This window comes from Dyella sp. BiH032, from assembly GCF_031954525.1.
GTDB lineage: Bacteria > Pseudomonadota > Gammaproteobacteria > Xanthomonadales > Rhodanobacteraceae > Dyella_D.
The window spans coordinates 2799436-2820879 of record NZ_CP134867.1 but is presented as its reverse complement, the minus strand read 5'-3'; the positions used below and the strand labels follow the sequence as shown (position 1 = coordinate 2820879).

At 65.7% G+C, this 21444-nt stretch carries 18 protein-coding genes; 8 read left to right on the top strand and 10 right to left on the bottom strand.

The genetic code is table 11. The features are described 5' to 3' along the window. The first annotated feature begins 92 nt into the window (after window positions 1-92). Window positions 93-911, top strand: a complete 819-nt coding sequence (locus RKE25_RS12620) for an alpha/beta hydrolase (protein ID WP_311838453.1) — start codon at window positions 93-95, stop codon at window positions 909-911. Between the two features lie 101 nt (window positions 912-1012). Continuing rightward, window positions 1013-1291, top strand: coding sequence for a hypothetical protein (locus RKE25_RS12615; RefSeq protein WP_311838452.1), 279 nt, complete (start codon window positions 1013-1015; stop codon window positions 1289-1291). Between the two features lie 74 nt (window positions 1292-1365). On the opposite strand, the gene RKE25_RS12610 is transcribed toward RKE25_RS12615, so the two are convergent. Beyond that, window positions 1366-3279 (bottom strand): glycoside hydrolase family 76 protein, encoded by a 1914-nt coding sequence (locus RKE25_RS12610; protein ID WP_311838451.1) that lies wholly within the window; start codon window positions 3277-3279, stop codon window positions 1366-1368. Window positions 3280-3964: 685 nt separating this feature from the next. Here RKE25_RS12610 and RKE25_RS12605 point away from each other — a divergent pair. Continuing rightward, on the top strand, window positions 3965-4180 hold the full coding sequence (locus RKE25_RS12605) for a tautomerase family protein (protein ID WP_311838450.1): 216 nt from the start codon (window positions 3965-3967) through the stop codon (window positions 4178-4180). Between the two features lie 249 nt (window positions 4181-4429). After that, window positions 4430-5455: an alcohol dehydrogenase AdhP gene (gene adhP, locus RKE25_RS12600; RefSeq protein WP_311838449.1), complete on the top strand. Its 1026-nt coding sequence runs from the start codon at window positions 4430-4432 to the stop codon at window positions 5453-5455. A 76-nt stretch (window positions 5456-5531) separates the two neighbouring features. Here the strand turns inward: adhP and RKE25_RS12595 are convergent, their stop codons facing one another. From RKE25_RS12595 to RKE25_RS12570, 6 genes are all read right to left on the bottom strand, one after another. After that, on the bottom strand, window positions 5532-6011 hold the full coding sequence (locus RKE25_RS12595) for a hypothetical protein (protein ID WP_311838448.1): 480 nt from the start codon (window positions 6009-6011) through the stop codon (window positions 5532-5534). A gap of 149 nt (window positions 6012-6160) precedes the next feature. After that, complete coding sequence (locus tag RKE25_RS12590; RefSeq protein WP_311838447.1) at window positions 6161-7039, bottom strand: alpha/beta hydrolase; 879 nt, start codon at window positions 7037-7039, stop codon at window positions 6161-6163. An 88-nt stretch (window positions 7040-7127) separates the two neighbouring features. Then, window positions 7128-7931, bottom strand: coding sequence for a nuclear transport factor 2 family protein (locus tag RKE25_RS12585; protein ID WP_311838446.1), 804 nt, complete (start codon window positions 7929-7931; stop codon window positions 7128-7130). A gap of 254 nt (window positions 7932-8185) precedes the next feature. Further along, entirely contained in the window at window positions 8186-10231 is a 2046-nt protein-coding gene (locus tag RKE25_RS12580) for a M13 family metallopeptidase (protein ID WP_311838445.1), read from the bottom strand. Between the two features lie 125 nt (window positions 10232-10356). Further along, window positions 10357-10836 carry a VOC family protein gene (locus RKE25_RS12575; RefSeq protein ID WP_311838444.1) on the bottom strand — a complete coding sequence of 160 codons (480 nt, stop codon included), beginning with the start codon at window positions 10834-10836 and terminating at the stop codon, window positions 10357-10359. 158 nt (window positions 10837-10994) lie between these two features. Then, entirely contained in the window at window positions 10995-11855 is an 861-nt protein-coding gene (locus RKE25_RS12570; RefSeq protein ID WP_311838443.1) for a LysR substrate-binding domain-containing protein, read from the bottom strand. 205 nt (window positions 11856-12060) lie between these two features. Here RKE25_RS12570 and RKE25_RS12565 point away from each other — a divergent pair, with 205 nt between their 5' ends. After that, a complete protein-coding gene (locus RKE25_RS12565) occupies window positions 12061-12906 on the top strand; it encodes an aldo/keto reductase (protein ID WP_311838442.1) in 846 nt (281 codons plus the stop codon). 45 nt (window positions 12907-12951) lie between these two features. Then, window positions 12952-13410 carry a DUF3237 domain-containing protein gene (locus RKE25_RS12560; RefSeq protein ID WP_311838441.1) on the top strand — a complete coding sequence of 153 codons (459 nt, stop codon included), beginning with the start codon at window positions 12952-12954 and terminating at the stop codon, window positions 13408-13410. A 78-nt stretch (window positions 13411-13488) separates the two neighbouring features. Here RKE25_RS12560 and RKE25_RS12555 read toward each other — a convergent pair whose 3' ends face one another. After that, a complete protein-coding gene (locus RKE25_RS12555; protein WP_311838440.1) occupies window positions 13489-14469 on the bottom strand; it encodes a sialidase family protein in 981 nt (326 codons plus the stop codon). 255 nt (window positions 14470-14724) lie between these two features. Next, window positions 14725-17154, bottom strand: coding sequence for a glycoside hydrolase family 2 TIM barrel-domain containing protein (locus tag RKE25_RS12550; RefSeq protein WP_311838439.1), 2430 nt, complete (start codon window positions 17152-17154; stop codon window positions 14725-14727). A 392-nt stretch (window positions 17155-17546) separates the two neighbouring features. Between RKE25_RS12550 and RKE25_RS12545 the strand changes: the two genes are divergently transcribed. Next, window positions 17547-18470: an alpha/beta hydrolase gene (locus RKE25_RS12545; RefSeq protein ID WP_311838438.1), complete on the top strand. Its 924-nt coding sequence runs from the start codon at window positions 17547-17549 to the stop codon at window positions 18468-18470. A 278-nt stretch (window positions 18471-18748) separates the two neighbouring features. Beyond that, a complete protein-coding gene (locus RKE25_RS12540) occupies window positions 18749-20332 on the top strand; it encodes a Gfo/Idh/MocA family oxidoreductase (RefSeq protein ID WP_311838437.1) in 1584 nt (527 codons plus the stop codon). Window positions 20333-20467: 135 nt separating this feature from the next. Here RKE25_RS12540 and RKE25_RS12535 read toward each other — a convergent pair whose 3' ends face one another. Further along, entirely contained in the window at window positions 20468-21427 is a 960-nt protein-coding gene (locus RKE25_RS12535) for an aldo/keto reductase (protein WP_311838436.1), read from the bottom strand. Between the last annotated feature and the right edge of the window lie 17 nt (window positions 21428-21444).

Here is a 21444-nt window from a genome sequence, read left to right as displayed (position 1 = left end):
GCGCGTCCCGGCAAGGGCGCGCAAGCGAACGGATGCGCCGCACCATCCGCCGGACCTGTGTGGCCCGGCCCTTTCACTGAAGGAGATCCGCAATGAAGAAGCTTTTCGCAGGCCTGGCCATGGCCGCGGCCATGGTTGCCGGCCAGAGTGCGTTCGCGCAGACGGCGATGCCGATGCAGATGCCCGACAAGGCGTACATCGTGCTCGTGCACGGCGCGTTTGCCGATGGGTCGAGCTGGAACGACGTGGCCAGGATCCTGCGCAAGGACGGCTATTTCGTGATCGCCGCGGCCAATCCGCTGCGCGGCGTGAAGAGCGACGGCCAGTACGTCGCCAGCCTGGTCGGCGCGCTGAAGGGGCCGGTGGTGCTGGTCGGCCACTCCTACGGCGGCAGCGTCATCACGGAGGCGGCCAATGGCCGTCCGAACGTCAAGGCGCTGGTGTACGTCAGCGCGTTCTCGCCCGATACTGGCGAGACCGTCGCCGGACTGGCCGGCAAGTTCCCCGGCAGCACGCTGGGCCAGGCCTTGGCTCCCGCGGTGACGCTGCCGGACGGCAGCAAGGACCTCTACATCCTGCAGGACAAGTTCCGCGCGCAGTTCGCCGCCGACGTGCCCGCGCCGCAGGCGGCGCTGATGGCCGTGACGCAGCGACCGGTGACGGAGGCCGCGCTCAACGAGCCGAGCGGCGAGGCGGCATGGAAGACCCTGCCGTCCTGGCACATCTACGGCAGCGCGGACAAGAACATCCCGCCGGAAGCGATGGCCTTCATGGCCATGCGCGCGCACGCCAGGGACGTCGTGGTGGTCAAGGGCGCGTCGCACGTAGTGATGGTGTCGCATCCCGACGCTGTCGCGCGGCTGATCGAGGAAGCGGCCAAGGCAACGCAGGCCAGCCAGTCCGCCCAGTGACCGGACCTCGCGGCACGGGCGCATGTATCGCGCGCCCGTGCCGCGAAGCCGGGGCGCTCGTCGGCAGCTTTGCCATCCATCCCTCCCCAGGTGATTCCGCCATGCGTGCACGAACACCTTTCGCCGGACTCATCCACGGACCGCTGGGGTCGCATGCGGGCCAACCCGCGTCCGGCGCTCACCCGCCGCTCGCGGCCACGATCGCCGTGCTCGAACTGGCGCGGAAGATCGAGCCGGACATCGTGGCGGCCATTCACTGGTATCGCCACGTACCCATCGCGGAACTGGGATGCCAGACCGCCCTGCGCCTCGTGACGCAGGGAAGGGCGGATGCCGTGATGGCATTCCTCCGGACCATCCGTGACGGAAGCCGCGGCTGAGCATCCAGCCGGCAGCCGCGGTTCCGTCACTACCGAAGACTCTGCCCACGACAGCGAGGGCGGAGGCGCCGGGCCTATTCGACGATGTTCGCCGCGACGTGATAGACGCGCCCGCCCCAGCCGTCATTGGGGAAGGCATCGGAGACCTTCACGTAGACCGGCCTGGAATCGTTGGCGGCGGCGCCGAGGAAGGGCGTCAGGTTGATGCTGCGGTCGGCCTTGTTCGAACCGTCGGTGATGGGACGGTCTTCTTTCAGCACGGTCGTCCAGTGCTCATTGTCGTTGCTGACCTGCACCACGAACTCCGCGTCGATGGTCAGCGTGAGCTGGGCTGCCGTGGTGTCGGCCGGCAAGGGGAACCGATAGGTGAAGTGCGCGTTGCCGTCGGCAAAGCGGTTCTGCACGCCGTTGCTCTGCGAGCCGTCCGGATCGAACAGCCAGGGGTTCTCGTCGACGGTGCCGGTGTCGAAATCGATCTTGTGCGCAACGAGCACGTCGGCTTGCGTGGTGAAGTACAGGCCTGCGGCGTACACGTTCGCTGTGACCAGGTGATGCCCATCGGCGGCGGCGCTCGGCACCGTGATCTTCAGCGGAACGACACCGCTGACCGGCACGGCGTTGCCGCTCGGCTGCAGGCGCAGCAGCGTGGCTTGCGGCGAAGCGCTCCAGCCAGCGGGAGGCGCGACGGAAGCGAGGACTTGCAGCGGGAAGTACCCCGTCGCCGATACGCCGAGGTCGACTGCGATGGCCGTCGTGCCGGAGGCGGACGGCATGATCACCGGCTGCGCCGGCGACATCGTCGCGGCCAGCGATACCTGCGGCGTCAGGGCCGGCACGTTGCCGACCAGGGCGCTGAGCGCGCTGGCCTGGGTGCGCCAGTCGAACACGTTGGGATGATCGACGCTGGTGGCGCCGGACCAGCGCGTGCCGAGCCGGCCGGCGGCATCGCGATCGTCGTCCCAGACGCTGCCGGCTTGCCGGGCGAGGAAGGCCGCATAGCCGCGATCGCGGATGGTATCCACCAGGTCCATCCAGTAGCGCATGAAGATGCCCTTGAACTGCTTGGCGTTGTCGTCGCAGGTCTGGGTGAGGGCATCGCAGGTTTCGGTGAGAACGCCGTTCGTCACCAGCGCATTGGGGCCGATCGCCGCGTCGGCGAGGCGCCGCACGTTGGCCAGAATGTTCGGGTCGCGGGTGGCGCGCCACAGTTCCAGGCCGGCGCCGATCGCCAGGCCCTGGTTATAGGTCCACACGTTCTGCCCGTTGTTGGTGCAGGCGTCGGTGAGTCCATCGTTGACCAGGCCGTTCGCATTGATCATGCCGCTGCGCTGGAACCAGTTCCATGCCGTGCGCGAGCGGGCCAGCCACACGCTGTCGCCGGGTATCCGGTTGTGCAGCTCGGCGGTGAGGCGGATCCACAGCCCGTTGGTGACCGCGTTCTTGTAAGTGCGTTCGGCATTCCACCAGACGCCGCCGCCGCAAGTGCTGGTGTCCCAGTAGCCATACACGTACTCGGCGATGGTGGCCGCCATGTCCAGGTACTTCGGATTGCGGGTGAGGTCGTAGGCCTGTAGCCAGGTCAGCCCCCACCATGCGGAGTCGTCGATGGCGCGGCTGGTGAAGTTGCCGAGCAGGGGGTCGCCCGACAGCACGCCGGCCGGGAACACGCCCTTGTCCTTCTCGAAGGTGTTGTCCAGCTGCGCGAGATAGCGGCGGTCGCCGGTGCGCTGCATGTAGTCGCCGATGGTCTGCAAGGCCACGGCCGAGTTCCACCAGCTGCCTGGAAACCAGGCCTTGTCGGGCTCGTAGGAACTCATCAGGACGTCCGCCGCGACTCGGGCGCGGGCAACCGCCGTCGAGCCGTCGGCGATAGGGCTGGCGGGATAGGCGGATTCGGCCGCCATCGAGGGAACGATGGCCACGAGGGCCGTGAGGCCGGCCGCGACCAGCATGGCCCGGATGCGTGTGCGTACTGCTTGGAGATTCATAATCGGAAGCGCTCCTTTCGCATGCCCACGGAGGGGAAGCTGCATGTCCAACCCGTCCATGCCGGAACGTGGGCGGTCATCCGGCCTGGCGACGTGCACGTACGAGCCGTTTAGACGGCTATCGCATGGAGGCGGAGCCGAGCGATGCCACGCGTTCGTCGGCCGCCCGCGCAAGCTCTGCCATGCCCTGAGGGCCATGCCGATGCCGGGTCCGCGCAGCACATGCGGAACACCCCGGGCTTATCGGCGAGTGCCGGATCACGACCGCGCTCTCCCCAGAAACCATGCGATTAGATCGATCTAAATCCGCTTTCCAAAAAAAGGCCACGACGCAATGGACCCGTACCCGGACACTCGGCGATCGATGCCTGCGCGCGACTGTAGCGCGCCATCGGCGCAAGACGCTCGCTGCATCGCAAAAGAATCGGCCGCGGGTGAAGTCGTCCGGGGCCAATGGGTGAAGGTGTCGTGATGCGCGTTTCCACGCGGTCGAGCGGTTTGACTATGCGCCTCGTCCACTCGCGCGGCCGCCGTCTTCGCCGCGAATTGTTCAAAGCCGCTGAATAGAGATATCCGTCCGCCCGCATTTATGCATTTCGGCGGGAGCATCAACATGCCTCGCACGGTCCGGCGGCAGCGTCGCCAGCCGGCGCCAACCCCGTTCCACTCAACTGAGGATCGTTCCATGCCGTTTGCCAATTTCAAGTTTCCCGAAGGCATCATCGACGCCGCCCGCAAGGAAGACATCATCCATCGCACCACCGCCATGTTCGTCGAGTATTTCGGCGAAGGCGTCCGCCCGTACTCCATGGTGCTTGTCGAGGAAGTGACCGATGGCGGCTGGGGCCGCGCGGACGAGACCCTGACGCTGGCGAAGATGGGACTTCCACCGAAGAAGTAGGGCCCAGCAAGCGCGACGGCGAGCAGCGTTCAGTGGCGCCTCGCTCGCCGTCGCGTCGCAGCGGCGGACATGCAAGATGGGGCCGCCGGCCTCATGCTGCGCGCTTGCCATACCAGCAGCACGGCCTATCGCCAGCCCGTCACTTGATGCACATCAATGGGCGTGCCATCGGGCCGCACTAGGCTTGTCTCAGTTTTTTTGGCTGCAAACGGCACGCCGGCAAGGTCGCCGTCCAAAAGGAGACAAGCGATGAGCAAGACCATGAAGGCCGCTGTAGTCCACACCTTCGGCGGCCCGCTGGCCATCGAGGAAGTGCCGGTGCCCACGCCGGGGCTTGGCGAGGTGCTGGTCAAGATCGAAGCCTGCGGCGTGTGCCATACGGATCTCCACGCCGCCGACGGCGACTGGCCGGTCAAGCCGACGCTCCCCTTCATCCCAGGACACGAGGGCGTCGGCCACGTCGTCGCGATAGGGCCGGGCGTATCCCACCTGAAGGAGGGCGATCGCGTCGGCATTCCCTGGCTGTACTCGGCCTGCGGCCATTGCGAGCACTGCCTGGGCGGCTGGGAAACCCTGTGCGAGACGCAGAAGAACACGGGGTACTCGGTCAATGGCGGATTCGCCGAATACGCCCTCGCCGCCGCCGATTACGTGGGACATCTGCCGTCGAACATCGGCTTCATCGAGATCGCCCCCGTGCTATGCGCGGGCGTCACGGTCTACAAGGGACTCAAGGTCACCGACACGCGCCCGGGTCAGTGGATGGTGATCTCCGGCATCGGTGGCCTGGGCCACATGGCCGTGCAGTACGCCAAGGCGATGGGCCTCAATGTGGTCGCGGTGGACATCGACGACGCAAAACTGGATCTGGCCAGGAAGCTTGGCGCCGCGATCACCGTCAATGCCAGGAACGCCGACCCGGCCGCCTTCATCAAGAAGGAAATCGGCGGCGCACATGGCGCGCTGGTGACGGCCGTATCGCCCAAGGCCTTCAGTCAGGCGATGAACATGGTTCGCCGCGGCGGTACGGTATCGCTCAACGGTCTGCCGCCGGGCAACTTCGACCTGTCGATCTTCGACATGGTGCTCAATGGCATCACCGTGCGCGGCTCGATCGTGGGGTCGCGGCTGGACTTGCAGGAATCGCTGGACTTCGCCCAAGCGGGCAAGGTGGCCGCGACGGTCACGACGGATCGCCTGGAGAACATCAACGATGTCTTCAAGCGGTTGCGCGAAGGCAAGGTCGAAGGGCGCGTCGTGCTCGACTTTGGTTAGGAAATGCCGTGCCCGGCCCGTGGGCCTGCCTGCGCAGGCAGGCTCCGTACGGCGCCTGTCGCCCTGCCGGTTCCTGTTATTTGTCCGGACGGCGCGCGAACAGCCGCACGCGGGAGGCCCAGCAGAAGGCCGCGCCGGAAATGAGGCCGTAAGTGGCGCCCATCGCGAGTCCGAGAGGCTGCAGCACCTTTTCAGGCTGGCCCTTCAGAAGCCAGGCGTAGGCATACATGGTCGACGGGCCGAGGAGCGCGCACCAGAGACATAGTCTCGCCGCCGAAAGCGCCTTGAGGGATCGCAGCAGGAGCACCATCGGGACCACGAATACGAAGGTCACGATATAGGTGAAAGGCACGCCGAAGACGACGATGAGCAGAAGTAACCAGAAGCCGGCGCCCAAGTCAGCGGGAACGTGTTCTTCCGAGGTGACGATGCTGCCGATGAGTCCCAAGACACCAAGGACGAGCGCCAGGCCGACCGGAACCACCCAGGGCGATATGAGCGCGCCTCTCCAGAGGCTCCGCTTGTGTTGCATCAACTTGCTGGCTACATCGTTCAAGGCGTGCCTCATCCATGGCGTGTCGGATTTTTGTGCAGGGTGGGACTTTCGCGCAGGGAAAACCCGTTTGACTCCAGATGGGCGCCTCTTTGGCTCGGGGGCTGCGGATCCCCATGGCTGACCGCGTCCGCCATCTCGCGCGGACAGCATCATACCTGGCGCGGATCGTCCCGGCGGACATGCTTGTCGAGGAATGCCAGGGTGAGCGCCGCCACCTCGTCGCTCTTCGTGTCCATGGCGAAGTGGCCCGCTTCCAGGAGGTGGATCTCGGCGTGCACGGCATCATTCCGATAAGCCCATGCGCCATCTACGGTGAAGGACGGGTCGTACTTCCCCCACACGACAAGTAGCGGCGGCTGATGCGTTCGCAGGTACGCCTGCCAGGCCGGGTAAGCGGCCACATTGGTGCGGTAGTCGTAGAACAGGTCTTCCTGGATGCGATCCTGGCCGGGCCGCGCCAGGAAGGCCGACTCGTCCGTCCATGCATCGGGATCGTACGCCTCCGGGTGCGGGTCCAGCCCGACGTGCCTCTGCCTGGCCGCCTCCGGCGCGATGAGGTTGGCGCGGAGTTTTTCGGCGTAGGCATCGCGATTCGCCCAGTACTGCTTTCGCGTTTCCCACAAAGGGCCCAGGCCCACCTCGTGCGATACCGCGTTCTGCACGACGATGGCGGTCACGCGTTCGGGATGGCGCAGCGCCAGGCGGAAACCCACCGGGCCGCCATAGTCCTGCACGAAGAGTGCGTAGCGCTCGATGCCCAGCCGTTGCACGAAGGCATCCATCACGGCGGCCAGATGATCGAAGGTATAGGCGAACTCGTTCGGTGCAGGCGCGCTGGAGTGGCCGAAGCCCGGGTAGTCCGGCGCAATCGCGTGGTAACGCGTCGCCAGCGCCGGCAGGATCTTTTCGTACATCCTCGATGAGGACGGGAAACCGTGCAGAAGAAGCACCGGCGGATGCCGGCGGTCACCGGCTTCGCGATAGAAGATGTCGAGCCCTTCCACGGAAATGCTCTGGTAAGTCGGCATAGCGTCTTTCCGCCATGGCAGGGACGTGCCCGCCCTGGCTGATCATCTTGCCGCAACTTCCGTCGTCGGCGCGACGTCCGCGCGCTCGTCAGTCGGCGACGACCACATAGGTCAGGTGGACCGCGCGCCATGCCTCGTGCACCTTGGCGAAGAGCGCCGTGTCCACGACCACGCGGTGGCCCGAGCGGTGGCTGAAGCTCGCCCAGGCGACGCTGCCCCGTACGGCTAGGCGATCGATGCGGCGAGTCACGCCCTCTGGAAACTCCTTGCGCGCGGCAGCTTCGTCGAAGCGACCGGCCCATTCGCCCATGGCGACCGCCGTCAATTCGCCGCGAGTGACGGAAAAGCTGAGTGCGCGCGGATCGTACAAGGCCGACAGGCGCCGTCCATCGTTCCGGTCCATTGCGTCGAACTGCGCTTCGATCAGTTCGCGCACCGCTTTGACATCCTCAGGGTTCTCAGCGGCTGCAGCGTTCACCGGCTGGTTGACGAAAACCTTGCCGATGATGCGCCACTGGCCCTGCACCTTGAGCAGGCTCAGGAAATCCCGGAACTGATGGTCCTCGAACACGCTTAGCGCCTCCACGCTGGCCGCGTCGCCGTGTATGTCGATCCATTGAATGTTGCGCCTGTGCGCCGGTTGCAGGCCGCGCGCCTCGGCAAGCCGCTTTGCCCAGCGCGCCAGGTCCAGTCCGGTCAGATCGCCCTCGGGCCTGACGCTGTACATCACCAGGCTGGGCTGGAAGGCTTGGTAGAGCAGGTCCGGGCGGCCCTCGTCGCCGGCGCGGAAATAGCTCGTCACGACGCGGCGGATAGCCGCCTCATCGGCCGAGGAGCCGTCCACGGCTGCCGCGGCCGAGCAGGTCATGAGCATGCACAGCAGATAGATCACCAGGAATCGCATGGAAGGTCTCCGCGGTTTGACGGCAGTTTGCCGTCGTCGCGGAGCCCCAAGGAACGCGATTCTTTTCGAGCCGCGGTCAAAGAAATTTTTACCGCCGGGTCCCCCGATAGCGGCCAGGGTGCCGGACAGACGTGCCGGAAAAGAAGAGGGGCCGGCGTCAGCCGGCCCCTCTAGCCATGTGATCGAGTCGCCGCGTAAACGGTCAGCGGAGAGTCCAGCGTGTCACCGGACGACGCAGGCCGTCACCATATGCGCACCTGCCGGTCCGCCGGCCGCGTCATGGCATCCTCCGTCTTGCATTGGAACGCTTTCGCAAACGCCGGCACGTTGCCGAGGGTGCCCATGATGCGTTCGCGCGGCGTGGCGTGGGGATTGCTCGACAGGTAGACGAGGGTTTGCCGCTCGCGCATATGGGCGCGCCAGATGCGCGCGAAGGCGAGGAAAAAGCGCTGGTCCTGGGTATAGCCGTCGATGCGGCGACCGGCTTCGTCCGGGTTGGCCTTGAGCGCCGACTGCAGCGCGTCATAGGCGATGTACACCCCGCCGAGGTCCGCGATGTTCTCGCCCAGGGTGAGGCGGCCATTGATGTGGACGTCGGGGTGATCGGGCAGGGGGGCGTAGGCGTCGAACTGGCGCACCAGCGCATCGGCGCGGGCATTGAAGCGCGCATTGTCTTCCGCCGTCCACCAGTCGGTCTGGTTGCCTTGTCCGTCGAACTGGCGGCCGGCATCGTCGAAGCCATGCGTGGCCTCGTGGCCGATGGCGGCGCCGATGCCGCCGTAGTTGATGGCGTCGTCGCCGTCGGCGTAGAAGAACGGCGGTTGGAGGATCGCCGCCGGGAAGGTGATGCTGTTGTCTTCCGCGCGGTAGAACGCATCCACCGTCTGCGGCAGCACGCTCCAGCGGCTCCGATCCGTCGGCTTGCCGACACGCGCCATCGCGTCCCGGTGCTCATGGCGCGCAAGCGCACGCACGTTGGCGTAATAACCGGTCGCGGACAGGTCGAGGCCGGACCAGTCGCGCCAGTGATCGGGGTAGCCGACCTTGGGCACGAAAGCCCGCCATTTGGCCAGCGCGCGCGCCTTGGTGGCTTGGCTCATCCAGTCCAGCGCTTCGATGCGCGCCTTCAGGGCATCCAGCAGGCGCGTCACCAGGACCTGCGCGCGTTGCTTGGCCTCGGGCGAAAACGTCCGCGCGACATAAAGCTGCCCCATCGCCTCGCCCATGTAAGCGTTCATGGTGCCGAGCACGCGCTGCCAGCGCGGCTTGTCGTTCTGCTGGCCAGTGAGCGTACGGCCGTGGAAATCGAAGGAGGCGTCCTGGAACGCCTGCGCGAGGTAGGGCGCGGCTTGGTCCAATGCGTGGAAACGCAGGTAGGCGCGCCACTGGGCCGGCGGCGCGCTGGCCAACAGGCGATCGAACCCGGCAAAGAACGCGGGAGGCGCCATCGAGAACTCGTCCTGCGCCGACAGCCCCTGCGCGGCGAGGAACGGCGCCCAGGGGAAATGCGGGGTGAGGCGATCCGCTTCGGCCACGCGCACGGCATGGAACTGGTTCGCCGGCTGTCGGGCCTCCACCGGCGAGAGCGTCACCTTGGCGAGGGCGGTCTCCAGCGCCAGCGCATCGTCCGCTGCCTGCTCGGGCGCGCCATCGCCCGCCAGGCGAAAGAGGCGAACCATGTAGGCGCGATACGCCTTCCGCTCCTGCGCATAGCGCACATCGGCGTAATAGTCGCGGTTGGGCAGGCCCAGCGCCGCAGGCGCGGCGGCGGCGATCTGCTTGCGCGCATCGCGAAAATCGCCCTGCACATCGAAGGCGAACACGAATGGCTGGCCCTCGGCAGCGGCATGAGCCAGGAAGACCGCGGTGTCTTCGGATGTCTTGAGCCGCGCGATGGCATCGAGCGTGGGACGAAGCGGTGTGAGGCCCGCGCGCTCGATCGCCGCGACATCCATGCCCGAACGGTAGAGCAGGCCGATCTGGCGTCTGACACCATCGCCGTTCGCGGTGGCCGTGGCGCCGGCGGCCTGCTCGGCGATGTCGTGCTGCACGTGAAGACTTTCCAGCGTCAGCTGATCGAACACGCCCCAGCGCACTTCATCCGGGGGAATGGGATGGGCGGCCAGCCAGCGCGCGTTGACGAAGCGATCGAAGTCCGTGCACGGCGAGATGGTGCGGTCCAGCTCGGCGGTATCGAAGGGGACGGCTTCGGTCGCCATTGACCACGCGGGAAAAAGCAGACCAGCTTTGAGCACGGTGACGGCGAATCGATGGTACAGACCAGGCATGCACGCTCCTTTGGCGTGGGATCGACTTGGCGGCGATGGGTGTCTTCGCGTACTGCGCACATCGCCGCCAGTGGCGGTTCTCGGAACGGTGGCTGCGCCTGCTGCAGCGCAGCCGCCAGGAAAGATCAGCCGCGCCGGGCCGCCTCGATCGCCGCGATGTCGATCTTGGTCATCTCCATCATGGCGTCGAACGCGCGCTTGGCCGCGGCCCGGTCCGGGTCGCTGATGGCGGCCATCAGCGCGCGCGGGGTGATCTGCCAGGAGAGGCCCCACTTGTCCTTGCACCAGCCGCAGGCGCTGGGGCTGCCGCCGTTGTCGATGATGGCGTTCCACAGACGGTCGGTTTCGGCCTGGTCGTCGGTCGCCACCTGGAACGAGAACGCCTCGTTGTGCTTGAACGCCGGGCCGCCATTCAAGCCCAGGCAGGGGATGCCCATGACCGTGAACTCCACCGTCAGGACATTGCCTTGCTTGCCGTCGGGGTAATCGCCGGGCGCATGGTAGACGGCGCCCACGGCGCTGTCCGGGAAGGTCTTGGCGTAGAAGGTGGCGGCCTCGAGGGCCGTGCCGTCGTACCAGAGGCAGATGGTGTTCTTGCTGGTCATGCGGGTTCTCCTGGGTCGTTGGGGGGGTATTCCCTGTCTGCGACGAACGAAGGGAGTTCGAATCGACATGGCTCTTGCCGGGGTCCGGACGGATTGGCCGCGGAATAGGGGGCTGCCTCCGGTGGCCGGCCAGGGGAGGCCGGCCCGGCCCCGCGCAGTCACCCGTCGAAGGCCTGCGCCTGCTGTACCAGCCACTCACACAGATGCAGCACCGGCGCGCGCATGTCGTCGTTGCGCATCAGCGCAAAATGCCCCGTCGGACCTCTCAGGACGCAGGGGAAGGGGGCAAGCAGCCGCCCCTCGGCCAGCAGAGGTTGAAACAGCGCCGGTGAGAGCAGCGCGACGCCCAGCCCTTCCAGCGCCGCTGTCGCGTTCAGTTCATGCGTCGGGTAATCGACCTCGACAAAGCGCAGGTTCCCCGGCACGGCGCCTTCTGCCTCCAGAAACCAACGGTCCCAGTCCGGGTGCGGCAGGAGCGGGAAGCCGGCCAGGTCCGCGGGTGCCCCGATGGCTCGCGACCCCAGTAATGCGGGCGCAAGCATGGGCGTCACGTCCACCGGAAAGAGCGGGAACTCGCGCAGCCCCGGCCACCCGCCGGTGCCGGTCCGGATGGCGACGTCGAAGCTCTGGCTATCGCGCACGTCGGTCGATATGTCCAGATCGATGCCGATCCCGCCGGCCGCCGAGTACTGGGGCAGGCGCGGCGCGAGCCAGCGCGACGCGAACGTGGGCGGCGCGGTCAGCTTCAGGCGCGGCGCGAACGACCGGAATTCCCCGAGCGCTTCGTTGATGTTCTCCAGCGCTTCCCGCACTCGCCCCGCGAGAACGATGGCAGCCTCCGTCGGGACGACCCGCGTGCCCACGCGCATGAACAGCGGCTGGCCGAGCTCCGCTTCCAGAGTGCGAATGCGCAGGCTCACCGCCGCAGGCGTCAGGAACAGGCGTTTGGCTGCCTGCGCAAAGCTGCCCGCGGAAATGCAGGCCTCCAATACGCGCAGGGATTCCAGGGACGGCCGCATGACTAGTTTCTCTTGTGATGACGACAAGCAAAGCGCGTTTTCACTGCAGGGAGCTCCCGTGAGATCTTGGCCCGGCGGATAAAGCCCCTCTTTCGAATCCGGGGCTTATTTACCCGCGTTTCCTCCTTCCCCGCAACGAGATGGCTTCGGCGAAACCGCCGAGGCTTGGCGTTGCCGATGTCGCAACACCACGAGGATGCTCTTCATGTCCCCAGCTTCTCCTCAGATTCCCTGCATCACCGCTCATGGCGCCTGCATCCCCCAGGTCGGCCTCGGCACGATGACGCTGACCGGCCGATCCGGGTTGCGGGCGATCGAAACCGCCCTGGAGGTGGGCTATCGCCATATCGACACCGCTGCCTACTACGAGAACGAACACCTGGTCGGTGCCGCGCTGCGCAACTCCGGCGTCCGGCGGGAAGACGTGTTCATCACGACCAAGGTCAGGGCGGCGGATGCGAAGCCCGACGACTTCGCGCGCGTGGTCGACCAGGGCCTGGCCAACCTGCAATTGCCTTATGTCGACCTGCTCCTCATCCATTGGCCGAGCAAGGACGTGCCTTTGCACCTGACGGTCGGAGCCTTGTGCAAGGCAAAGCGCGAGGGCAAGGCCAGGCACGTCGGGGTATCGAATTTCACCACGGCCCTGCTGGAAGAGGCCTGGATGTCGACCAGCGAGCCATTGGTGTGCAACCAGATCGAATGCCACCCATATATCAACCAGGACAAGGTCGTCGCGGCATGTGAGATGTACGGCATGGCCGTGGTCGCTTATGTGCCGATGGGACGTGGCGGTATGGCCGGCGAGGAAGTGCTCGCGCGCATCGGCGCCGCACACGGGCGGACCGCGGCGCAGATCGCGATGCGCTATCTCATCCAGCGCGGCATGGCCGCCGTTCCGCGTTCCTCGGACCGGCAGCACCTCATCGACAACTTGAATGTCTTCGACTTCGCATTGACCCGCGCCGATATGGCCGAGCTCGACGCGCTCAAGGCCTCCCACACGCGCCTGGTCGACCCGCCATCGGCACCCGTTTGGGATACGCCGTGAAGCGCGCCGACATCGCGCAACCCATGCATATCAAGGAAACCTTCGATGCCACTCGAATCACGCCACTTGTTCAAGCTCTTCATCGAACTCCACCCCACCATCCAGCTGGGCCAGACGCCCGCTGGCGGACGGCGCATCTATCCGGTCTCGGGCGGCCGGTTCGAGGGTGAGCGCCTGAAGGGTACGGTCTCGCCGCTGGCCGGCTCCGACCTCCTGCTCGTTCGCGGTGATGGAACGTTCCAGCAGGACGTGCGGTTGCTGCTGATCGCCGAGGACGAAAGCCCGATCATCATGACCTACCGCGGTGTGCGGCGAGCCACCCCGGACGTCGATGAGCGCCTCACGCGCGGCGAAGCCGTGGACGCTTCCGAGTACTACTTGCGCACCACGCCGTACTTCGAAACGCCCTCGCCCGCGCATGCATGGCTGAACGGAATCGTGACCGTCGCGAAAGGAGGGCGTTGCCCCGGCGGTGTCGAGTACGACGTGTTCGAGATCCTGTGAGGCAGAGCCCCGGCGGCGCAGTCTCGCGAGAGGTTGTAAGCGAGACGCGAAGCCGGGGCCCTTCGCCGCGCCATCGGGTCACTTCGCATCCAGTTTCCGCGGATCGATCACCACGTGCCTGATGCGCTGACGCTTCCACGTGTAAGCGATATGCACCAGGCCGTCGCCGGTCTGGATGACGGCCGGATAGGAGAACTCGGCGCCTGGCGTGTTCTCCAGGTCCAGCACCTTGCGCCAATGCTCGCCGTCGTCGGAAATCGCCACCGAAAGTTGGCCGCGGCCATCCCACCACTGTGCGCCGTGCAGGGTGGGGTTGTAGACGATCAGTGAACGGCCGTCCGCGAGAACCACCGCGTCGATGCCCGAATTGGGGTTGGGCAGGTCCAGCAGGCGCAGCGGCGACCAGCTGCGGCCGCCATCGCGGGACCAGGTGCTGAAAATGCGATCCTGCTTGCTGCGGCCAATGGCTTGCAGGCTGCCGTCGCGGTGCAGCAGCAGCGATGGCTGGATCGCCTCGATGGACTGCTCACCCATCGGTGGCACGACGACCCGCCAACTGGCGCCGGCATCGCTGGAGCGTTCGAAATGGATGGTCCAGCGATCGCCTTCCGTACTGGATGGGCTGACGAGGGTGCCGTCGGCCAACTGCACCGGCTTGTTCTTGATCGGCCCGAGCACGCCATCGGGGAGCTGCCGCGGCGCCGACCAATGCACTCCATCGTCACTGGAGGTCTTGAGCATGCCCCACCAATGCTGGGGATCGGGGCCCACCTTGTAGAAGAGCATCACTTCGCCGCTGCTCGTGCGGAACAGGACGGGGTTCCACGTCGGCTGACGCGAACCATCCGGCTGCACGCCATTGGCGACTTCGACCGGCGCGGACCAGCGTCCGGCCTGTTGCTGTGAGACCCAGATGCCCACGCTCGGATCACGCTCCTGCTTGCCCCCGAACCACGCGGCGAGGAGTCCGGAAGGAGTCTGCACCAGCGTCGCCGCGTGACTTTGCGGGGTCGTCTGGGTGGCGCCGACGAATTCGCTGGTACGTATGGCCGTCGGCAAGAGCGGAGGGGCCGCCGATACGGCCGATGCGAATGCCCATGAGAGAGCCGCTACGCCATGAAGGGCCGAGCCCTTCCATAGAAACCGCTTGTTTTTCATGCCAACCGACTCGTGCAGCGCGTGACTACGAAGTCTCGCACGGTGCAGTCCGGAGCGCGACGCAAACGATCGGCGCCGGGCCATCGCCGGCGGCTCGTGCATCATGGCCATGCAGATTAGCCCGTCCCAGGGATGAGCCTCGTAAGTGACCCCAGCTCAAGGCGACACGGCGTCGATACGCACTTCCTGCGACGGCAGGCCGGGAACGTCGACGCGTACAGCGACGGGCCCCGCTTGCGTCCCCGCCTTGATCACCGCGACCGCGCGCCCGTGGAAACTGCGTCGCCGGCCGGACTGGAAGCTGGACGCATCGTGCGGGTCGCCGTTGCCAATGCCCGCCAGCTGCCCGGCACCCTCGACCCGAACGTTCATGGGGCGATCGTGGTCTTGTGCGTAGATCGGTACGCCGTTGGCGTCGAGCAATTCGGCTGTCACATAGGCCAGGTCCTCTCCGTTGGCGCGCATCCGCGTGCGATCCACCGATAGGCGGAGCGCCGCGGGCTCGGCTTCGGTGCGAAGCTCCCAGCGACCCGCTGCGCGGCCGTCGCGATAGCCGACGGCGACCAGCCGACCGGTCGAGTAGGGCACCCGATACGTCGCCTTGTACTCGGTATCCACACTTACCGCCTTGCGACCGAGGCTTCTGCCGTTGAGGAAAAGTTCGACGTCGGGATACTCGGCATACACCACGACTTCCAGCGGCTTGCCTTCCTGCCCCGGCCACGTCCAGCTCGGATGCACGTCATCCAGCGACCAGTCCAGGTGCGGCGGCGTAATGGGGAACAGATGGCGGTCGGGCAAGTCTTCGGTGCCCGGTGGCTGTTTGACGAAGGCAGAGATCGGATCGAGGCCGGTCTTCCAGAGCACTTCCCGGTAGTACGCCGCCGGCCGCTTCCGCCCGGAGGGATCGATCTCGCCACAGTAGGCAAGGTGCCAGGGATAAGGGCCCAGCTTTTGCCAGTCCTGGCTGTAGCCCATCCAGCCGATGCCGGTTTCGCCCAGGTAGTCGATGGCCGTCCAGACGAAGTCGCCGAGGACCCAGGGCATGGTTTCCACGCTGCGCCAGTACGTGAACGCATCCTTGGAGGTGGATTCGGAAGTGAACATCACGCGGGTGGGAAAGCGCCGGTGGTCATCGGCGAATTCGTGTGCGTGGTAGTTGTAGCCAGCGACGTCGAGTACGGCGAACTGGCCGTCGCTCTGCGGCCCTCCGGTGCTGACGGCTTGGGTGACCGGACGCGTGGCGTCGAGCTGGCGAACGCGGGCGACCATCCGGCGCGCGGTCTCGATGCCCTCCGGGGCCCCTTGCTCGGGAATTTCGTTGCCGATGCTCCAGAACAGCACGCTCGGATGGTTGCGGCCGCTCACGATCAGGCTGTCCAGATCGTCGGTCCAGTCTTCCTGGAAGAAGCGTGCATAATCCTTCGATTTCTTGCTGTGGTTCCATGCATCGAACGCTTCGTCGACGACCAGCATGCCCAGCTCGTCCGCGGCATCGAGCGTCGCCTGGCTGGCAGGGTTGTGCGCACTGCGGATTGCGTTGTAGCCGGCAGCCTTCATCAGCGCAACTTTGCGCGCATCCGCGTCGGGCAGGCCGGCCGCGCCGAGCATGTAGTTGTCGTGATGCACGTTGCCGCCGCGCAGCACGAACCTTTTGCCATTGATGAGCAATCCATGGGTCGCATCGACGGCGATGCTGCGAATACCGAAGCGCGTGCGCCGCACATCGGTCGAGCCATCGGCCATGCGGACGATCTGCTCGAGCACGTAGAGATTGGGCGAGTCCGGCGACCACAGCGCCGGCTCGGCCAACTCGAACGAGGCTTCATCGGTTGTCCTGGAGCCGGGCGCGAGCACGGCCTTGCGCTCGTTCTGCAGCAACGTGTTTCCAGCCGGGGACACGATGCGCGAAACCACGTCCACGCTCTGGGCCTTGTCCGTGCGATTGGCGATTGTCAGCCGCGCGGCGACCTGCCCGGTCTCGCGGGTGGCCACCGGCGTGGCGATCTGGATGCTGTCCGGCTCGATATGCACCGGCGGCAGCACTTCCAGCGTGGCGGGACGGATCAGCCCCGAGCCGGCATACCAGCGCGACGATGGATCGGCATGGTCGACGCGGATGGCGAGCACGTTGTCGCCGGCATGGACCTTTCCTGTCAGGTCGATCGTGAAGGCACTGTAGCCATAATGGTGCTTCTTCACGTGCTGCCCATTGATCCACACGTCGGCATCCATATAGATCGCCTCGAAGCGGACCAGCACAGTGCGCGCCGCATCTCGTGCGTCGAGTGCCAGATGTCGTCGATACCAGCCGACTCCGCCGGGCAGGTAGCCCGAATCCTGCCCGCTGACGGCGCCGGGATCGAAGGGTGGCGAGCCATCGGGCTTGTCCTCGATGGACCAGTCATGCGGCACTGACACCCGTCGCCACGAGCCGTCGTCGTAGCCCGCCGTTTCGGCGCCCTTGCTATCGCCGCGCTGAAACCGCCAGTTCTGCGACAGGCTGCGCTGCTCGGCGGCCGCCTGCATCGAAAAGGCGAGGGCGGCGATAACGACGAAAGAAGCCCATCCATGCTTGAAGGTCATAAGCGGCTCGCGAACGGCAGTGGAAACCGGCCCTGCGGGCGGGCGCGGCGCCGCCACGTTGGAGCAGAACGCATGGCGAGTCATTGGCGAAATACGGCGGAGCCGGTTATGAAATCCGCTGCCGCGCTGCGGCAGGCGACGAGGACGCGCCTTGACCAAAGGCGGCGGATCGGCCGACGTATCGGTCCTCATGGAAGGTCTCGGCGGCCCCGGCGAAATCATCCGCCATTCGCAGGATGCACCGCCTTTGCATAGCGGCGTATAAGTCGGTGAAAGCGGTCATGCACGAGATGGCGTCTAGGGCTCAGCGGGCGGGGCGCAGCCACCCGTGACGGCATTTCCGGGCTCGAACTGACATCCCGCCGATCCTCATTCGCCCGAAAGGTGTAGCCATGAATGACTCTGCCAAGCAGCCCCCAGTCGCCTCACCCGGCACCGAAAGCAGCGGTGCCGCGCCGACGATGCACATCGACGAAGTGACGGTAAGCCCCGGTATCAGGCTTCGCCGCATGATCTATCGTCCCACCAAGCCGAAGGGCACGGTGCTGTTCCTTCACGGCTTTCCGGAAACGATGTACGCCTGGAAGCCCGTCGCGGAGATCTTGTCCCGCGACTATGAGGTGCATGCGTTTGACTGGCCTGGCTACGGACAGTCTTCGCGTCCAGGCGCCGACCGCTTCGCCTATGCGCCGAAGGACTATGCCCATGTGCTGCAGAACTATATCCGGGCCGCCGGCATCGACCGCTCGGCACTGGTGATTTACGCGACCGATATCGGAGCCTTGCCCGCGCTACTGGCCGCCCTGGAGGAGCCCCAGATCGCCAAGGAAATCATCGTCGGAGACTTTGCGCCGTTTGACCGTCCGCAATACATGTATGAAAGCCTGCAGGCACTGAAGTCCGCGCCTTCCTCCGGCGCGGTGCGCGCGGCAATGAACAAGGGTCGGGACGAGATACTGGCAAATACGTTCTTCCGAGGCCTGCCTGTCGAAGACCACTACGCGTTGGCGCAAGAATTCAAGGACGACATCGCGAAGGCCTGGGATGGCGACCTGACCGTGGTTGACGCGTTCTACCACTACTACGCCCATTTCACGCGTGATGAGGACTACCTCGAAGCCCACGTGGCCGAGCTGACGGTGCCTTTGAGGGTGGTATGGGGCGAAAAGGACCTCTACATCAAGAAGGAAATGGGCATCGAGTTCGCGGACCGAGTCAAGGCAGAACTGACGATCATCCCCAACCTTGGGCACTACCCCCATCTGCAGGCGCCCGCGCAGACGGCCAACGAAGTTCGAGCGGCCTTCGCTCCTTAGGCAGCATGGCGGGTCACTAAGAGTTCGGCCGCACCACACCGCCTTCATGCGGGCGGCCGTGCTGGTTGCGGCCGATGCCCACATCCGTCCTTGTGTCGACATAACGCGCGCTGGCGCACCTTGCGCGGTTTGCCACCCATTGCAGGGCCGGTCAAAGATGCCCGCGTACCCGTCATCCCGCATTGACATCCCGAATGCTTCAACTTGCCCAAGCGATCTCGTTGCAGCCAGAATGCGGCGGATCGGATATCGATACCCAACCCGGAGTGGCAACGCCAATGACGGATGAATCGAAGATCGCGGAACAGCAGCAGGACCATCGCGCCGGGGAAGCCTCCGGGAAGGGAGGGACAGGCGGAAAGATTTCACGCCGCGACTTCCTCACCGGCACGGCCATCGCCGCAGCCGGATTGATGATCGTGCCACGCCACGTCCTGGGCGGGCCAGGCTATATATCGCCCAGCGACCGATTGAACATTGCCGGCATTGGCGTCGGCGGCATGGGCCTGCAAAACATGCGCGCCCTGGCCGGCGAGAACATCGTCGCCCTGTGCGACGTGGACTGGCGCTATACGGACAAGTCCTTTCGCGGGATGGTCGATGGTATGGGAAGGGCGCAGGCCCGCCTCAGCCAGGCCCAGACCGCCAAGGAACGCCAGGCGCTGCAGGAAGAGATCGAGCAGACGAAGCTGCTTGCCGGCAAGTTCAATTCGATCAAGCGCCATACCGACTACCGCCGGATGCTCGAACAGCAGAAAGACATCGACGCGGTGGTCATCGCGACGCCGGATCACCTGCATGCGGTGATTGCCAGCGCGGCAATGAGTCACGGCAAGCATGTATATCTGCAGAAGCCGCTCACCTGGTCGATCTACGAAGCGCGCGAACTGTCCAGGAAGGCGAAGGACCATCCCAAGCTCGTCACGCAGATGGGAAACCAGGGGCACTCATCCGACGATGCCCGGCTGATCAACGAGTACATCGCAGCCAGGGCGATCGGCGATGTGCGCGAGGTTCACGTCTGGACCAATCGCCCGCTTGCCTACTGGCCGCAGGGCATTCCACGTCCGGAAGCCAGGCCTCGGCCGGACGATGCGAGCTGGAACGAGAACGCAGTGATGGATAGGCTCGCCAACGCCATGGTCGGCAACTATCCGAAGCCGGAAGGCCTGGCTTGGGATCTCTTCCTCGGCCCCGGCCCCGTCGTCGAATACCACCCCCTGTATCACCCGTTCAATTGGCGCGGCTGGGTGGATTGGGGTGTGGGCGCCATCGGCGACATGGGAGCACACCTGATCGATTCGCCGTTCTGGTCGCTGGACCTGGGCTTCCCGACGTCCGTGGAAACTGTCTCGACGCCGTTCAACCAAGCGTCGTATCCCATGGCGACGATGACGCATTACGACTTCCCCGCACGCGGCAGCCGGCCGCCGGTGAAGCTCACCTGGTATGACGGCGCGCTGCTGCCGCCGGGATTGGAGGCGCTGGGCGCCGGACAGACGAGCAAGGATGGCGGCGTCCTGTACGTTGGGGACAAGGGCAAGCTGATCCATGAGACCTACGGCGCGAACCCGCGCCTGCTGCCGCAGTCGCTGCATGACTCGGTCGGTACGCCCCCGCAGAAATACGCGCGCATCAAGACCTCGCACGAAATGAACTGGGTGGACGCCTGCAAGGGGAGGGCGGAAGCGTCATCGCCGTTCCCGTACGCCGCACAGCTCACCGAGGTCATGCTGCTGGGCATCGTGTCCCTTCGTGCGGGTGGCAGGATCGAGTACGACGCGGCGAACATGCGCATCACCAACAAGCCGGAGGCCAATGCCTTTCTGCGGCGCGAGTATCGCGAAGGGTGGTCGCTCTAAGCGCATCGTTTTTCGATGGCATTCGCACCTGCAGAGGATCCCGGCCCTCGATGGCTTGAAGGGGCCGCGATCCGCAACGGCCGATGCGCGCCCCTGGAGACAAGGACGTCGACGCCGCGCCGGTACGACCTGGCTTCAGATCACCATCTCCCGTTCCCACCAGCCGCGCGTGTTCACGCCGGCGGCATCCGCAAGCGTTTCCAACTCAGCCATGTCGTCGCTGGTGAGCACGATGCTGCGGGCTCGGACCAGACCATCGATATGGTGGGGCTTGGTGACGCCGATGATCGGCGTCACTCCCTTGGCGATGGCCCAGGCCGTCGCGACCTCGGGAGCCGCCGCTCCACGTTTCCGGCCGATCGACGCCAGCCCGTCCGTCAGCGCCTTCAGCTGAGGCAGCATGCCGTTGTACGTCTCCGCCCGGTTGCTGCCTTCCGGCAACGGATGCTCCGGCCCGTACTTGCCGCTGAGGGCGCCTTGTTCGAGCACCATATAGGCGAAGAATGGAATGCCTTGTTCGTGGCAGTAATCCAAGATGCCGGCGTGTTCGGAGTCGCGATAGAGCAGGCTGTAGTGGTTCTGGATGGCTTCGACTCGAAACCCCGCCTTTCCAAGGATCTGGTTGGCAAACTCGATGTCGCCCAGAGGGTGATTCGAGACGCCGACGTGCTTGATCTTCCCGCTCTCCAGCAATGGGATCAGGTGCGGAGTCCACCGCGCCACGTCCGCTGGATTGTGGATCCAGTAGAAGTCGATGTAGTCGGTGCCGAGACGGGCCAGGCTCTGTTCCAGCATGTCCGCCACCGGATGCTCGCCGGGTCCGGCGGCCTGCGGGGTGAACTTGGTGGAGAGTTGATAGTCGCCACGCGCGAAGCGTTTCAGTACTTCGCCGAGCACGGTCTCCGAACGGCCCATGCCGTAGACCATGGCGGTGTCCCAGAAGCTGATCCCGGCGGCGTGCGCCTTGTCGGCAACCTCTTGCAGGCCAGCCCGGGTGAGGCCGCTGCCGAAGTAGCCGTGGCCAGACTCGCCGCTGTCGCCCCACGCCCACGTGCCCAGGGCGACGGCGGGAACCTTCAGATGATCGGTAGCCATATTCGCTCCATGTCTGT

What these genes read in the sequence shown, in the direction of transcription:
- RKE25_RS12620 (WP_311838453.1), top strand. Translation starts at nt 93, where the DNA reads ATGAAGAAGCTTTTCGCAGGCCTGGCCATGGCCGCGGCCATGGTTGCC.
- RKE25_RS12615 (WP_311838452.1), top strand. Translation starts at nt 1,013, where the DNA reads ATGCGTGCACGAACACCTTTCGCCGGACTCATCCACGGACCGCTGGGG.
- RKE25_RS12610 (WP_311838451.1), bottom strand. Translation starts at nt 3,279, where the DNA reads ATGAATCTCCAAGCAGTACGCACACGCATCCGGGCCATGCTGGTCGCG.
- RKE25_RS12605 (WP_311838450.1), top strand. Translation starts at nt 3,965, where the DNA reads ATGCCGTTTGCCAATTTCAAGTTTCCCGAAGGCATCATCGACGCCGCC.
- adhP (WP_311838449.1), top strand. Translation starts at nt 4,430, where the DNA reads ATGAGCAAGACCATGAAGGCCGCTGTAGTCCACACCTTCGGCGGCCCG.
- RKE25_RS12590 (WP_311838447.1), bottom strand. Translation starts at nt 7,039, where the DNA reads ATGCCGACTTACCAGAGCATTTCCGTGGAAGGGCTCGACATCTTCTAT.
- RKE25_RS12580 (WP_311838445.1), bottom strand. Translation starts at nt 10,231, where the DNA reads ATGCCTGGTCTGTACCATCGATTCGCCGTCACCGTGCTCAAAGCTGGT.
- RKE25_RS12575 (WP_311838444.1), bottom strand. Translation starts at nt 10,836, where the DNA reads ATGACCAGCAAGAACACCATCTGCCTCTGGTACGACGGCACGGCCCTC.
- RKE25_RS12570 (WP_311838443.1), bottom strand. Translation starts at nt 11,855, where the DNA reads ATGCGGCCGTCCCTGGAATCCCTGCGCGTATTGGAGGCCTGCATTTCC.
- RKE25_RS12565 (WP_311838442.1), top strand. Translation starts at nt 12,061, where the DNA reads ATGTCCCCAGCTTCTCCTCAGATTCCCTGCATCACCGCTCATGGCGCC.
- RKE25_RS12560 (WP_311838441.1), top strand. Translation starts at nt 12,952, where the DNA reads ATGCCACTCGAATCACGCCACTTGTTCAAGCTCTTCATCGAACTCCAC.
- RKE25_RS12550 (WP_311838439.1), bottom strand. Translation starts at nt 17,154, where the DNA reads ATGACCTTCAAGCATGGATGGGCTTCTTTCGTCGTTATCGCCGCCCTC.
- RKE25_RS12545 (WP_311838438.1), top strand. Translation starts at nt 17,547, where the DNA reads ATGAATGACTCTGCCAAGCAGCCCCCAGTCGCCTCACCCGGCACCGAA.
- RKE25_RS12540 (WP_311838437.1), top strand. Translation starts at nt 18,749, where the DNA reads ATGACGGATGAATCGAAGATCGCGGAACAGCAGCAGGACCATCGCGCC.
- RKE25_RS12535 (WP_311838436.1), bottom strand. Translation starts at nt 21,427, where the DNA reads ATGGCTACCGATCATCTGAAGGTTCCCGCCGTCGCCCTGGGCACGTGG.